The sequence below is a fragment of the Paenibacillus sp. FSL H3-0457 genome (assembly GCF_037981725.1).
Classification (GTDB): Bacteria; Bacillota; Bacilli; order Paenibacillales; family Paenibacillaceae; genus Paenibacillus; species Paenibacillus amylolyticus.
In genome coordinates, this window is sequence record NZ_CP150283.1 from 3,468,858 (window position 1) to 3,481,758 (window position 12,901).

A 12,901-nucleotide genomic window follows, 5' to 3' on the forward strand; every position below is an offset into this window, starting at 1 on the left:
AAGTATGCGCTTAATGAAAGGGACCATCGATATTAAGGAACAGAAGCACTTTCTTCATATAGTTAGTCTCCTTAGTAGCATTCATAAGAACTACATCTGTATTAGATAGGAGAACAAACAAGTGACTGATAATAAAACTGTTAAAACGTTACGCATGCTAATGCCCCAGTGGCAGGGAGGAAACAAACCAAGTTATATTCTTGGAGCTGAGCTCCTAGCATGGTTAGCTCCAGAAAACAATAATCATACGACAGTTAAAGTACCTGTATCCTACAGTGAAGATATGACTCTCCACACAGAGGAAGGTATTTTAGGAGGAATCGTAGGTAAGAACCAATTGTTGAATCAACTGGATGCAGCAACTCATCTAATTGAAGCTTATAAACCCGATCGAATTGTTATGTTTGGCGGGGATTGTTTGGTTGAACAAGCGCCATTCGCCTATTTAAATGAGCGTTATAATAGTGAAGTTGGACTATTATGGATCGATGCACATCCTGACGTGGCAACCCCAGAGGTGACGCCCAACGGGCATGCTCATATATTAGGAAATCTGTTAGGTGAGGGAGCGCCAGAATTTTCTCAAAAGGTTAAAAAGCCTTTCTTACCGAAGAACGTTATGTTAGCGGGACTTGTTCAAACAACTGAACATGAATCGGAACTTATTTCTAGGTTATCTATTAGTTCAGCAACTAGCGCCGAATTAAAGGATAATAATAAACCAATATTGGACTGGATTTCAGAAAATCAAATCAAATACGTAGTAATTCATTTGGATTTGGATGTACTTGATCCGAAGATTTTCAGGTCATTGTCATTTGCTAAGCCGCTGTCTGACAAAATTCATACTCGTATGGGTACGATGCAACTTACAGAGCTGATAACTTTAATACAAGAAGTTAGCTTGTTAACTACGGTTGTTGGACTAGGTATCACAGAACATCTTCCATGGGATGCTATAAACTTAAAAAATTTACTTAAGGATATGCCAATTCTAAAAAACTAAAAGAGAGTTTTTGAAAATTGGTAGATGTACTGATGATTATATATACTTGAGCAATTTTAGCTAATCGCTCATATAGATTAGAAATGTAAAAATCACAACAAAACTGCTTCGTCTTCATGAAACAAGGCGTTTGGTATTATCTAGTTAAGCGTGGAGTCAGAGATGCCTACTGGTCCAAGAGTTTCATCCGACATCGTGATTGGCAAACCGAAAACTTCCATGGGAATTTACAATTGTAGCTGATAAATAAACGGAAAGTGCTATCCAGAGAAAAACCACTCCTTTGCCGGAGTGGCTTCTTTGGATCATACGGAATAAGTGATTTAGTAGACAGTTATATAACCCGAAAATAGTTCGATTACCGACAGGTAATCCATCTCCAATCGTTAGACTACCGCCGACATTAGATAATCGCCTTGCTTCACTTCCTGTTCGGTAGTTTTTAACACGTCCAAGTAGTTGGCAGAGTTGGTAACGATGACTGAGGTGGCAGTGATGTAACCCGCTGTCCGGATTTGCTCCGCGTCAAACTCTACAAGCAGTTGCCCGCAAGAAACCCGATCGCCCTCTTTAACTTTTTTCTCAAAAAATTGTCCTTTTAGCTTTACCGTATTCACTCCAATATGGATCAGAAGCTCCATGCCACTGTCCGTGGTCAGACCGAGCGCATGACCGGTAGGGAATACGGTGGTTACGACACCATTGATTGGCGATACCAAAATTCCATCAGTGGGTTCAATGACAAGCCCCTGTCCCATGGCACCTGAAGAGAAGGCGGGATCGGGCAAATCTTCAAGTAGCTGAACACTGCCTTTAAGCGGACTCACAATGATTTCCTTGTTTAACCGAGATTCACTTGGCTCAATCGCTTGTTTTTCCTGTCCAGAAGTTTCAATCTGCGGCTCCTCAACAGTAGCCTCAAGATCCTTGAATCCAAGCAGCAACGTGAGTAGAAAAGCCAGGACAAAAGATACGGAAACACCGATCACAACCGAGGCGAACCCCGTTGTCACGTAAGTAGGAAAAGCGAGCAGGCTGGGAAGTGAGTAAGCGACTGCCCGACCACCCCCGACTCCGATAATTGCGCCCCCGATCGCTGCGGAAATACATGCGTAAATGAACGGTTTTTTCAATCGTAAAGTAACTCCGTAAATGCCTGGTTCCGTAATTCCGAAAATCGCAGTAATCGTAGCAGATCCGGAAAGGGTTTTAAGCTGTGAATTGCGGGTTTTCAGCATAACGGCGAGCAAAGCACCGGCTTGAGCCAGCACGGCTGCGGTCAACATCGGGCGCATTAAATCATAGCCTATTGTCGCCAGATTATTAAGTGTAATTGGAAGAAAAGCCCAGTGGAGTCCAAAGATAACAATGACCTGCCAGAAACCACCAGTGACTGCTCCTGCCAACATTGGGCTGAATTGCATGAGTGAGGTAAAACCGCTAGCTAACCCCTGACTAACACTGTTGCCGATCGGTCCAAAAGCAAGAATGGTAAGCGGGACGACAATTAGAAGCGACAGCATCGGCACAAGAATATTGCGGATAGACTGGTGAATAATCGAGTTGAACCATTTTTCTATATGAGATTGAACCCACACCGCCAGAAGGATTGGAAACACGGTGGAAGTGTACATCACAAGCACAATGGGGATGCCTAAGAAATCATAAGTTTGACCGCTATTAAACGCAGCGGAAATGGTCGGAAAGACCAGGGCTCCTGCAATAGCCAAGGATACGTTCATATTAGCTTTGAATTTCCTTGCGGCAGTAACTGCCAAAAATATGGGCAAAAAGGTGAATACACTGCTTGATGCCGCGTTTAAAATTAGATAAGTTCCTGAGGTGTCATCTAGCCAGCCGAGCGCCACAGACAAAACAACCAGACCTTTGAGCAATCCAGCTCCAGCTAGCGCACTGAGCAGCGGGGAAAAAACACTGGAAATAAGATCTACGGTTTTTCCGAATATTCCTGTTTTTTCTGCATTCTCTTTAGTATCCGTTTTGCTGCCGCCATCTTGAAGGTTGGTGTGCTCCATGATTCCTTCATAAACTTTGGACACGTTGTTGCCGATGACGACTTGAAATTGACCGCCGCTTTTCACAACGGTGATGACTCCAGCTGTATTTTTCAACGCCTGTTCATTCGCTTTTGTATGATCTTTCAGTGTGAATCTAAGCCTGGTTGCACAGTGATATACATCATTCACATTAGATTCACCTCCAACAAGTTCAATAACACGTATGGACAGTTCTTTGTCTTTATTACTCATAGCATATTGCCTCCTTCATGATGGGTAATTGATCTCAGGTTGTGAGCTGTTCGTTCCTGATGTGCCGGCTTACATCGTTTCACTTCCAAAAAGCAGCAAAACCTGAACTCGTGGCAAAATAAAAAGAAAAATCATTTTGCCATCAGTCCAGGTTTTGCCTGCTTTACCAGTCACAATCCTTTATCCTAATGTGTTGTATATGAAGTTTTAGCTTGAAAGAAATAGGGCTATAAAGTGCTTCGTTCAGTAAGCCGCTGGATATGAATGGTTAAGTAAACGAATTCATCTTTGTTTAAGGACTGTACATACGTTTTTTCTAAGTACTCGTTGATCTTGCAAGTGCAAGAAAAGGCTCTGACATAAGTCTTTTTCACCTGCTGATATAAAAAATCTTCGCCGCTTTGGTGAATCTCGTGGCGCAATAAGCGCATGGCGAAATATTGAAGGTGTGTTAAGAAACGCGAATAATTTAAGCTCGATTCATCAAGAACGGTGCCGTAATGGTACGTGACGATTTTCAAAATCTCGTTGACAATTTCAGTCATCTTTATCGTCAATTTCATTTCAGTGCCGTCAAGTCGGGCATTGACGACATGTAAGGCGATAAACCCAGCCTCATCTTCCCCGAGCGAAACCCCAATCATGTCGCTGATTAACTGCAGAGCATCCAATCCGATACTGAATTCCGTTTTATAGAAACGTTTAATTTCGAACAGCATGGCATTTTTAATCTCCATACCTTTGTTCTTACGTTGGATGGCAAAACTAATATGGTCGGTTAACGACAGATAAATATTGTCGCTGAGTTCAGTACCAAGTACATGGTTGGCGTGTTTTACGATCTCGTTCACAACTTCGAAATGAACGGCGGGTAATTCATGTATCAGTTCAGCCATTTTTACAGCAAATGCATGCTCGGCTAAATGGAAGATTTTATCGATCTTGTGTTCATCGACCTCATCACCTGCACTTTTTTGGAAGGAGATGCCTTTACCCATAACGATGACTTCCTTCCCCTTTGTATTGCGGGTCAGCAGAAGGTTATTGTTTAATACTTTTTCAATAATCATGTGCATCGGCTCCTTGTTTTCTGCAATATGCATAAAAAAAACCTAAGATAGTTCAAACGCCGCCAATTGGTTAACGGCATTCAAACTTTCTTAGGTATTGCCCGAATCAACGGTCACAATCCTTATTTGAGGTAACTATAGCACAAGTGATAAAGCGGTTTCAAGTTACAAATCAATCCCATTTAATTCCACTAAAAAAGTTCTTGACATGTAATGCATTACACAAGATAGAGTCCAAATTGAGAACACAATAGAACAAGGAGGACTTCAAAATGAAAAAGGGATTAAAAATTGTGACGATTGGCGGCGGATCGAGTTACACCCCAGAATTGATCGAAGGTTTTATCAAACGGCATCATGAACTTCCAATACGTGAATTGTGGCTTGTAGATATTGAAGCAGGAAGAGAGAAACTTGAAATTGTAGGAGCTATGGCTAAACGGATGGTAAAAGCGGCGGGAATCGACTGTGATATTCACTTGACGCTTAATCGAAGAGAAGCGTTGGCCGATGCCGATTTTGTCACCACCCAATTCCGGGTCGGCCTTTTGGAAGCTCGTATTAAGGACGAAACGATTCCGATTAGCCATGGGATGATTGGTCAGGAAACCAACGGAGCAGGTGGGATGTTCAAAGCATTCCGTACCATTCCGGTCGTTCTTGGAATTGTTGAGGACATGAAGGAACTTTGCCCAGATGCTTGGTTAATCAATTTCACGAACCCTGCGGGAATGGTAACGGAAGCTGTGCTCCAATATGGTAAATGGGAGAAGGTCATTGGTTTGTGCAATGTTCCGATTATTTCCTCCAAGAATGAAGCTGCTGTTCTGGAAAAAAATGAAGAGGAACTGTTCTTCAAATTTGCCGGTATTAATCACCTTCACTGGCACAAAATTCATGACCGAGATGGTAAAGAGCTAACTAAACAGGCCATCGAAAAGCTCTACGGTCCTGATGCCGAGCCAGAAAAAATGGTAGAAAATATAAAAAGTATGCGTTTCTTGTATGAGCAAATTCTCCAACTGGGTATGCTGCCTTGTCCTTATCACCGGTACTATTACATGACCGACAGCATGCTTGAAGAGGAAGTAGAAGCGGTCAATGGCGAAGGAACTCGTGGGCAGGTTGTGAAACGCCTGGAGGAAAGTTTGTTTGAACTTTATAAAGATCCTAACCTGAATTACAAGCCTAAGGAATTGGAAAAACGCGGAGGTGCTTATTACAGCGACGCAGCTTGTGAAGTTATTAATTCCGTATATAACAACAAGGGAACGCATATGGTAGTCAACACACAGAACCGCGGAGCAATTAGCGATCTACCATATAACAGTGCCATCGAAGTTACAAGTATCATTACAGCCCATGGTGCAGAGCCTGTTCACTTTGGCGCATTCCCGTCCGCCCAAAAAGGGCTATTGCAGGTGATGAAGGCAATGGAGGAACTGACGATCGAAGCAGCGGTCACAGGAGATTATGCAACCGCTCTACAAGCATTCACACTTAATCCGCTCGTTACCAGCGGTGACATTGCTAAGGTAGTTTTAGATGAAATGTTGGAAGCGCATAAAGAACATCTTCCGCAATTTCACAAATAATTTATTTAGAGATTGAAGTCATTCAGGCCTGTCCCTCATATAGGGACAGGCCTGAATGTTGTTCGTTCATGAAGTTTAACGGGATGGAAGAGAAAAGAACTCATGATCTCAAATGGGCTCTTTTCTTCGTTTACAAGGATGGATGTTGTTTTATGTAGATTTTCGTTCAATCAGTCTAAACTGAAGAGGATGAAGATTGGATGCCGAATTTTCCAGCATATTCATAATAATATTAAAGGCATTCTCTGCTTGTTTATCCACGGGGTAATGGATCGTTGTCAGATCCAGCAGGTGAGCGCTGTCTGTATTATCAAATCCCATGATTCCCACATCATCCGGAACCGAAAACCCCGAGCGTTGAATCTCCGTTAAAATACCTGCTGCTACCTCATCAGTCGAACAGGAAATGGCATCCGGCTTGTCCGTTTGTTCTATCCACCATCGCGCTATTTCCTCACCATCATGAATGGTGACTTTATTATGAAATTGCGGAAAGCCAGTGTTCTTCAACCCATGCTTCTGTACAAAATCCTCATAAGCTCTTATTCGCTCCAAGGTATTCTGTCCTTTGGACGAATACACGTTCAAAATTTTACGATAACCTCTGGCATACAGATATTCGAGACCCAGCGTATAACCTTGATATTGGTCCATAAATACGGACGGTATGGTGTCGCTGGTAAGACGCTGCCATGTTACAATTGGCCCATATTTCGTATAGGATTCGATGATATCCCACTCAATCGTCCGTACCAGACAAAGAAGGGCATCCACCTGTTTACTGCGTAACATTTCAAGCGCTACAAGCTCCTTATCACGATCTCCGTCTGTCATAAAAAGCATAATGTTGAATCCGTATTTTTGGGATATCATGTGGAATGAACGGACAAGTGACATCAAAAGGGGATTGTAAGTAACACCCATAACACCGATGACTTTTGTCGCTCCATTTTTTAAGGACTTTGCATTCGAATTAGGGACATAATCCAATTGCTCAATGATGTTCAAGACTTTTTCTCTTGTTAAATCGCTTACATAAGGATGTCGATTAATTACCCTTGAAACGGTTGCTGTAGAAACGCCTGCAAGACGTGCAATCTCTTGAATATTTGCCATCTGATCCACCTCATCATAAGGATAGCACGATTTTAATTGTTTACAAGGTAGAGGCCATCATCTCGATTTGTGACCAGGTAATGGCATGTTAGATGTTGAGAACAAAAACTTAAATCCTCACAAAGTGACACGTATTTTTCATATACCTTCTACGTTGGTTGACAAACCAAAACCACGTTTGTTAGAAGCTCGCCTTTAACAAACGTGATCGAGACGGCGGCTAGATAAGACGCTAAGAGCTTGAGTTTGTCCTTTCCGCCAGTTTAGTAATCAACTCGATATCTTGTTCGGTTAATTGTTCAAAAAAATGTTTGCGTATTGCCTTGGAGAGGTAGGGACGGGCATCATCTAACATTGATTTTCCAGAAGAAGTGATACTGACTTGTACTCCACGATCGTTGTCTAATGGTTTCTTCATCACGAGTCCACGTTTTTCCATACGCTTCAGATGATGAGATAATCGACTTTTATCCCAGTCCATAGAGTCGGCTAATTCCTGTTGGCGAAGGCTACCATCCCCAAAAAGGACTAATCGGTCCAATACTCCAAAATCACCCTCTGACAATCCTGAGTGATCGGCCATATCTTTGACGATACGACCGAAGATGGTTTGAAAGGAACCTTTCCACATATGCCATATTCGCATTTCTTCTTCGTTAAGTTCATTTTTATCCATAGGAGCATAATAACATGGTTGACGCGTCAACTTCAATGTGCTAAATTTGATCCAAGGTTGACGCGTCAACTTAGTTCATATGGACCCACCAATCACAAAAAAAGGAGATTATAACTATGCAAGATAAACCTGTCGCTCTGGTCACCGGGGCTAATAAAGGTATCGGCCTTCAAATTGCGAAGGATCTCACGAAACAGGGATTCACCGTGCTCGTTGGATCTCGCAGCCTCGAGAATGGAGAAACTGCCTCAAAAAGCATCGGTTCAGATTCACACGCTCTCCAGCTCGACGTTACAGATGAAAACTCCATCGCTGCTGCTGCAGAACGTATTCGGGACGAATTTGGTCGTCTCGATGTACTCGTGAACAATGCGGGGATCTCGCACGCAGGCAGATCGGGTGAACCATTTCCAAACGGTGGCGCAGCGAGTGGTCTTTTGACCGTTGCTTCGCTTGAAGATATTCGTACAGTTTATGAGACTAATGTTTTTGGTGTTATTGCTGTCACGCAGGCGATGTTGCCACTTTTGCGGGAGGCCCCGGCAGCACGTATCGTCAACATAGGCAGTACCGGGGGGTCTCTTAGCTGGAACTCTATTCCGGAAAACTCGCATCGTGCGATGTTTGGTGCCTATTCGGCATCAAAATCAGCTGTTCATGCGGTGACACTTGCCTTTGCATTTGCCCTTGAATCAACAAACATCAAGGTCAATGCGGCATGTCCTGGCTTCACATCCACTGCGCTTAATAATTTTGCTGGTACTCGTAGTGTTGAACAAGGGGCTAGTGAAGCGGTCCGGCTGGCGATGATTGGAGCGGATGGCCCAACAGGAACATTCTCAGATGAGGATGGACCCATTGCTTGGTGATCATAGTTATACAATGAGGGTGAGTAACTTAAGGAGGATTTCATGATGCGCGTTTTCGTAACAGGAGCAACAGGCTACATCGGTTCCGCTGTCACCAGCGAACTTATTGAAAGGGGGCATCAGGTCATCGGTCTCGTGCGTTCAGACAGTAGTGCAGCGAAACTAAAAGAGTCCGGGGCCGAAGTACACCGCGGTGACATCAACGATCTTGACAGCCTCCGTAGTGGTGCAGCTGCTGCGGATGGCGTCATTCATCTGGCATTCCATCACGACTTCTCGAACTTCGCTGGAGCACTCACAACAGATCTGCATGCCGTAGAAGCGATGGGGGCGGCACTTGAAGGATCTGGCAAGCCGTTCGTAATCACCACACATGTGAATGGAGTGGCAACGGAGAACATGGTGTTAGCGCTGGCAGGGCGTGGAGTGCGTACATCGATTGTAGAGCTTTGTCCATCGGTACACGGTGAGGGTGACACAGGATTTGTGCCGAGCCTGATCAATATTGCCAAGATTAAGGGCTTCTCAGCCTATGTGGGAGAGGGGAACAACCGCTGGCCGGCTGTGGCGCATCTATATTGTCTGGCGTTAGAAAAGGCACCCGCTGGTTCACGACTAGATGGGGTCGCAGATGAAGGAGTGCCATTTTGCGACATCGCGAGTGCTATTGGTGAGCAGCTGAACGTACCTGTAGTCAGCATTTCACGCGAAGAGGCAGATGCCCATTTTGGCTTTCTCAGCACACTCGCATCGCTCGATATCCCGAGATCAAGCATTGCAACTCAGGAACTTATGGGATGGCGGCCAGTGCAACCTGCACTGATTCCCGACCTTAAACAGTCTCATTACTTCAACAACTGATTGGAATTTTCACGCCTTTTTAAAAAAATAACAACCATTAATAGAAGACACTCCATTCGTCAGGGGTGGCTTCTTCTTTTGCTAATGTATTCTTAAGACGTGGAAAAAATAGGTTCTTGAATTTCTTTCCCGATGTACAGCCGAATCCGAGATTGTGATAGGCTGTATCTACAAAAGTATTACACATTCTAAATGGGAGGGGATGATTTACCTGGATCAGGAACTTGCGACCACGATTGCTATCGAATTTAAGAACAATCAGAAGGTGTTGAATGCGATCGGTGACGAAACCCGGCAAGCCATCCTCATAGCCTTGATTCAAGGGCCGCAAAAACCCGGCATGCGCGTAGGAGAGATCAGGATGAAAACTCATCTTTCCCGACCGACCGTATCACATCATCTGAAAATATTGAAAGAATCACAGATAATAAGTGTTCGTAAAGAAGGAACTCTCAACTATTACAGCCTTGACTCCGGTAGCAAGTTGAAATTGTTGAAAAACCTGGTGAACGAGATAGAAAAGTTGCTAACGCAATGTGAAGAACAAGCATCGGAACAACAATTAGAAAAAACGGGGAGGGGGAGTTGCGAATGAATCAGACAGTCGCAGCGGCAAACGGAGTGGACATTCCTCAACTCGGGTTCGGCCTATATAAGATCAAAGACGGGGGGACCTTCGAAAGGACTGTCGAGGAGGCTATTCGAATGGGTTATCGCCATTTCGATACGGCCAAAATTTACGGTAATGAAGCGGCGCTAGGTCGGGTCATCCAAAACAGCGGCATTCCCAGGGAGGAGTTCTTCATTACCTCCAAGGTATGGACGACAGACCTGGGGTACCGTGCGACGAAAAAGGCGTTCGAGCAGACTTGCCAGAAGCTGAACGTAACATATCTCGATATGTATTTGATTCATTTTGCCGGTCCTCAATACGTGAACGCCTGGAAGGCGATGGAAGAGTTATACGACGCAGGTAAAATCAAAGTTATAGGTGTAGCCAATTTCGAGATCCGGCATCTGGAGCATCTGAAGAAACATTCCCGGATTTCGCCGATGGTAAATCAGATCGAGACCCATCCGGAATTTCCGCAACACGAATTGCATGATTATATGGTTCGACATCGGATTCTGCATGAGGCTTGGGGACCGTTGGGGCAGGGAAGCAAAGCGCTGCTGGAGCATCCGGAGCTGGTGGCAATTGCCCTTTGCCACCAGAAATCGGTTGCGCAAGTCATTTTGCGCTGGCATCTGCAACGCGGAATTATTGTCATCCCCAAATCATCGAATCCTCAACGGATAAAAGAGAACAAAGAAACATTCGACTTTGAGTTGAATGAGAAGGAAATGGAACAAATACGACGGTTGGACACGGGTAAGAGATATTCCGTAAGTCCAAATGGCTACATGGTCAACCCGTTTTATATCAATTTGATGAAATTATTTATTCGTTCTCATTGATGGATCATAATTCGATTTTGAACAACAACCGGATACTCAAATCTGGTGGTCATTCCCCAAAAGCTTCTTTCTTCCCGAACATGAAGCGACACTTCGATTCCCGAAGTTCAGTTGAGTATATAAAAAGGTGTCTATACGTAATTATTTTCTTGGGGCTGTCCTGTGAGTCATGAGCATGACCGGGTACAGCCCTTTGTCAGGATTATACAGTTCTAACGGACCTAGCACACGCTATTTGCTCTCATTTGCATAGGTTTGAATTCTAACGAATCATAGAGACGTTATTTCATCGAGTTGGTCCATTTATTTGATGTTTAGGCGGTTTACGATGGAATTAAGTTAATGAGGTTCGTTACATGCTGCGTTCCTTAAAAATCCGCCGTTTAAAGTGTGGTAGGTTCGTTAGCGCTTGAAGCGAAGGGAATTCCTTTTGAGATAGTCCCAGCTTTACATTCGATGAGTTGTTCTTCAGCAATCGCTTTTGAAATATTGTAAATCCATGTAGAGACATGATAATATGAGAAGAGATCCATTTGAATGAGGTTACCTAAATCAAAATGAAGGAGCGTCATTATATTGAACAATAATAAGGTTAAAGTTGGTGTCGCTAATAAAGAAGGGCAGTTAGGTTTTGTCTTTTCGAGAGGTGGTCTGCGAGAAGGTTCCGGGAGAAAGAGTATAGGTGTGACTAAAAAAATATCTTTAACTCTAACAGAGGACATGTGGGGGGAAATCGAAAACCATTGCACAGAGCATAAACTTTCTCGTTCGGAGGCTATTCGTAACATCATTGAGTCCTTCTATACAAAATAATTTTTTTATTCGAGGTAGGTGAGGTCTTTGCTGGTAGAGATAACAAAAAATTCTCTTATGAATGCCATACAATATGTGATAAAGGCAGTAGCAGCGAATAGTCCAATACCTATTCTTCAAGGAATACATATTCAAGCAGGTGCAGATGGCGTTACTTTTACGGCAAGTAATACAAGTATGACGATACAGTCTATGATTGTTCAAGATGATGTTTCTCTGACTGTAAAAAGAACAGGGGCTATCGTTATACCATCGCGTTATTTTCACGATATTATTCGTAAATTTAATGATGACAAAGTTATACTTGAAATTAAAGAGCCAATGATTCTTTCGATTGTATCCGGTCATTCTCAATTACGTTTATGCGGGATGGACCCTACAGAATTCCCTTCCATTGATGATGGAGAGGCGTTCCCTTCTACTAAACTACGCATTAATACTTCCTTACTTCGTTCGACTATTAAACAGCTAGCAATCGTAGCATCAACGTCCGAGACCAGCCCCATATTAACAGGAGTTTCTTTGGAATGCAGTAATGATTGTCTTAACTTAATTGCTACAGATGGAGTGCGGCTTGCATACCGCGCTTTGCATTTAGAAGACGCTACCCACAACAGTTTGAACGCTATTATTCCAGCGAAAAATCTATATGAATTATCGAAAATATTAAACAAAACAGATGACACAACTGAAATTGAAGTGAGTAATAATCGAGTTAAATTCGTGACAACTGGACTGAAAGTGGAGTCTGCTCTTATTGAAGGAACGTTCCCATCCATAAAGAATGTAATCCCTCAATCTTATTTGTGTGAAATCGCAGTTGATACAGCATGTTTGTTGAGAGCAGTTGAATGCGTAACTGTAATGGCTAGTGAACAAGTGATTAGATTAGTAGCTAATGCAGATACATTAAAACTATTGTCCAAAACAGCCGATGTTGGAGATATTCACAATGAAATTCCACTATTAGAGATGTGTGGGGAAGAATTTGTGATATCACTAAATGGAAAGTTTTTTATCGATATACTTCGTAACATAGATTGCGAGAGTATCCGATTAAGATATGCAGGAAAAACGAGTCCCATCGTCGTACTTCCAGATGATTCGCTCATGTCTACTCTGTTCTTGATTACTCCAGTGATGACCCGGTGAAGCGTATCATCCATA

12 protein-coding genes are annotated in these 12,901 nt (G+C 43.2%); 8 read left to right on the forward strand and 4 right to left on the reverse strand.

What is annotated here, in order from left to right:
* The first annotated feature begins 154 nt into the window (after positions 1-154).
* Positions 155-1,006, forward strand: a complete 852-nt coding sequence (locus MHH25_RS15415; protein ID WP_036616104.1) for an arginase family protein — start codon at positions 155-157, stop codon at positions 1,004-1,006.
* A 386-nt stretch (positions 1,007-1,392) separates the two neighbouring features.
* On the opposite strand, the gene MHH25_RS15420 is transcribed toward MHH25_RS15415, so the two are convergent.
* Together MHH25_RS15420 and MHH25_RS15425 are read right to left on the reverse strand one after the other, a co-directional pair.
* A complete protein-coding gene (locus tag MHH25_RS15420) occupies positions 1,393-3,276 on the reverse strand; it encodes a beta-glucoside-specific PTS transporter subunit IIABC (protein ID WP_340020413.1) in 1,884 nt (627 codons plus the stop codon).
* A gap of 227 nt (positions 3,277-3,503) precedes the next feature.
* The gene (locus MHH25_RS15425; protein WP_036671246.1) at positions 3,504-4,346 is read right to left on the reverse strand and encodes a PRD domain-containing protein; all 843 of its coding nucleotides are present in this window, start codon (positions 4,344-4,346) and stop codon (positions 3,504-3,506) included.
* 272 nt (positions 4,347-4,618) lie between these two features.
* Here MHH25_RS15425 and MHH25_RS15430 point away from each other — a divergent pair, with 272 nt between their 5' ends.
* Positions 4,619-5,941, forward strand: a complete 1,323-nt coding sequence (locus MHH25_RS15430) for a 6-phospho-beta-glucosidase (RefSeq protein ID WP_340020414.1) — start codon at positions 4,619-4,621, stop codon at positions 5,939-5,941.
* A 150-nt stretch (positions 5,942-6,091) separates the two neighbouring features.
* Here the strand turns inward: MHH25_RS15430 and MHH25_RS15435 are convergent, their stop codons facing one another.
* Positions 6,092-7,057, reverse strand: a complete 966-nt coding sequence (locus tag MHH25_RS15435) for a LacI family DNA-binding transcriptional regulator (protein WP_036615679.1) — start codon at positions 7,055-7,057, stop codon at positions 6,092-6,094.
* A 232-nt stretch (positions 7,058-7,289) separates the two neighbouring features.
* The gene (locus MHH25_RS15440; protein ID WP_076253214.1) at positions 7,290-7,733 is read right to left on the reverse strand and encodes a MarR family transcriptional regulator; all 444 of its coding nucleotides are present in this window, start codon (positions 7,731-7,733) and stop codon (positions 7,290-7,292) included.
* A 116-nt stretch (positions 7,734-7,849) separates the two neighbouring features.
* On the opposite strand from MHH25_RS15440, the gene MHH25_RS15445 reads away from it, so the two are divergent.
* From MHH25_RS15445 to dnaN, 6 genes are all read left to right on the forward strand, one after another.
* Positions 7,850-8,602, forward strand: coding sequence for an SDR family NAD(P)-dependent oxidoreductase (locus tag MHH25_RS15445; protein ID WP_036615677.1), 753 nt, complete (start codon positions 7,850-7,852; stop codon positions 8,600-8,602).
* 45 nt (positions 8,603-8,647) lie between these two features.
* Positions 8,648-9,463 (forward strand): SDR family oxidoreductase, encoded by an 816-nt coding sequence (locus tag MHH25_RS15450; RefSeq protein ID WP_340020511.1) that lies wholly within the window; start codon positions 8,648-8,650, stop codon positions 9,461-9,463.
* A 202-nt stretch (positions 9,464-9,665) separates the two neighbouring features.
* Positions 9,666-10,058, forward strand: coding sequence for a metalloregulator ArsR/SmtB family transcription factor (locus MHH25_RS15455; protein ID WP_047843023.1), 393 nt, complete (start codon positions 9,666-9,668; stop codon positions 10,056-10,058).
* Positions 10,055-10,921 (forward strand): aldo/keto reductase, encoded by an 867-nt coding sequence (locus MHH25_RS15460; RefSeq protein ID WP_076317853.1) that lies wholly within the window; start codon positions 10,055-10,057, stop codon positions 10,919-10,921. Before MHH25_RS15455 ends, MHH25_RS15460 begins: the two co-directional genes overlap by 4 nt.
* Before the next feature lie 576 nt (positions 10,922-11,497).
* Complete coding sequence (locus tag MHH25_RS15465; RefSeq protein WP_076317852.1) at positions 11,498-11,734, forward strand: ribbon-helix-helix protein, CopG family; 237 nt, start codon at positions 11,498-11,500, stop codon at positions 11,732-11,734.
* Positions 11,735-11,761: 27 nt separating this feature from the next.
* On the forward strand, positions 11,762-12,886 hold the full coding sequence (gene dnaN, locus MHH25_RS15470) for a DNA polymerase III subunit beta (RefSeq protein WP_076317851.1): 1,125 nt from the start codon (positions 11,762-11,764) through the stop codon (positions 12,884-12,886).
* Positions 12,887-12,901 lie beyond the last annotated feature (15 nt).

Excerpts from the sequence above, each read along its gene's own strand:
- MHH25_RS15415 (WP_036616104.1), top strand. The coding sequence starts at position 155 with ATGCTAATGCCCCAGTGGCAGGGAGGAAACAAACCAAGTTATATTCTT.
- MHH25_RS15435 (WP_036615679.1), bottom strand. The coding sequence starts at position 7,057 with ATGGCAAATATTCAAGAGATTGCACGTCTTGCAGGCGTTTCTACAGCA.
- MHH25_RS15460 (WP_076317853.1), top strand. The coding sequence starts at position 10,055 with ATGAATCAGACAGTCGCAGCGGCAAACGGAGTGGACATTCCTCAACTC.
- MHH25_RS15430 (WP_340020414.1), top strand. The coding sequence starts at position 4,619 with ATGAAAAAGGGATTAAAAATTGTGACGATTGGCGGCGGATCGAGTTAC.
- MHH25_RS15425 (WP_036671246.1), bottom strand. The coding sequence starts at position 4,346 with ATGATTATTGAAAAAGTATTAAACAATAACCTTCTGCTGACCCGCAAT.
- MHH25_RS15440 (WP_076253214.1), bottom strand. The coding sequence starts at position 7,733 with ATGGATAAAAATGAACTTAACGAAGAAGAAATGCGAATATGGCATATG.
- MHH25_RS15445 (WP_036615677.1), top strand. The coding sequence starts at position 7,850 with ATGCAAGATAAACCTGTCGCTCTGGTCACCGGGGCTAATAAAGGTATC.
- MHH25_RS15420 (WP_340020413.1), bottom strand. The coding sequence starts at position 3,276 with ATGAGTAATAAAGACAAAGAACTGTCCATACGTGTTATTGAACTTGTT.
- MHH25_RS15450 (WP_340020511.1), top strand. The coding sequence starts at position 8,648 with ATGCGCGTTTTCGTAACAGGAGCAACAGGCTACATCGGTTCCGCTGTC.
- MHH25_RS15455 (WP_047843023.1), top strand. The coding sequence starts at position 9,666 with ATGATTTACCTGGATCAGGAACTTGCGACCACGATTGCTATCGAATTT.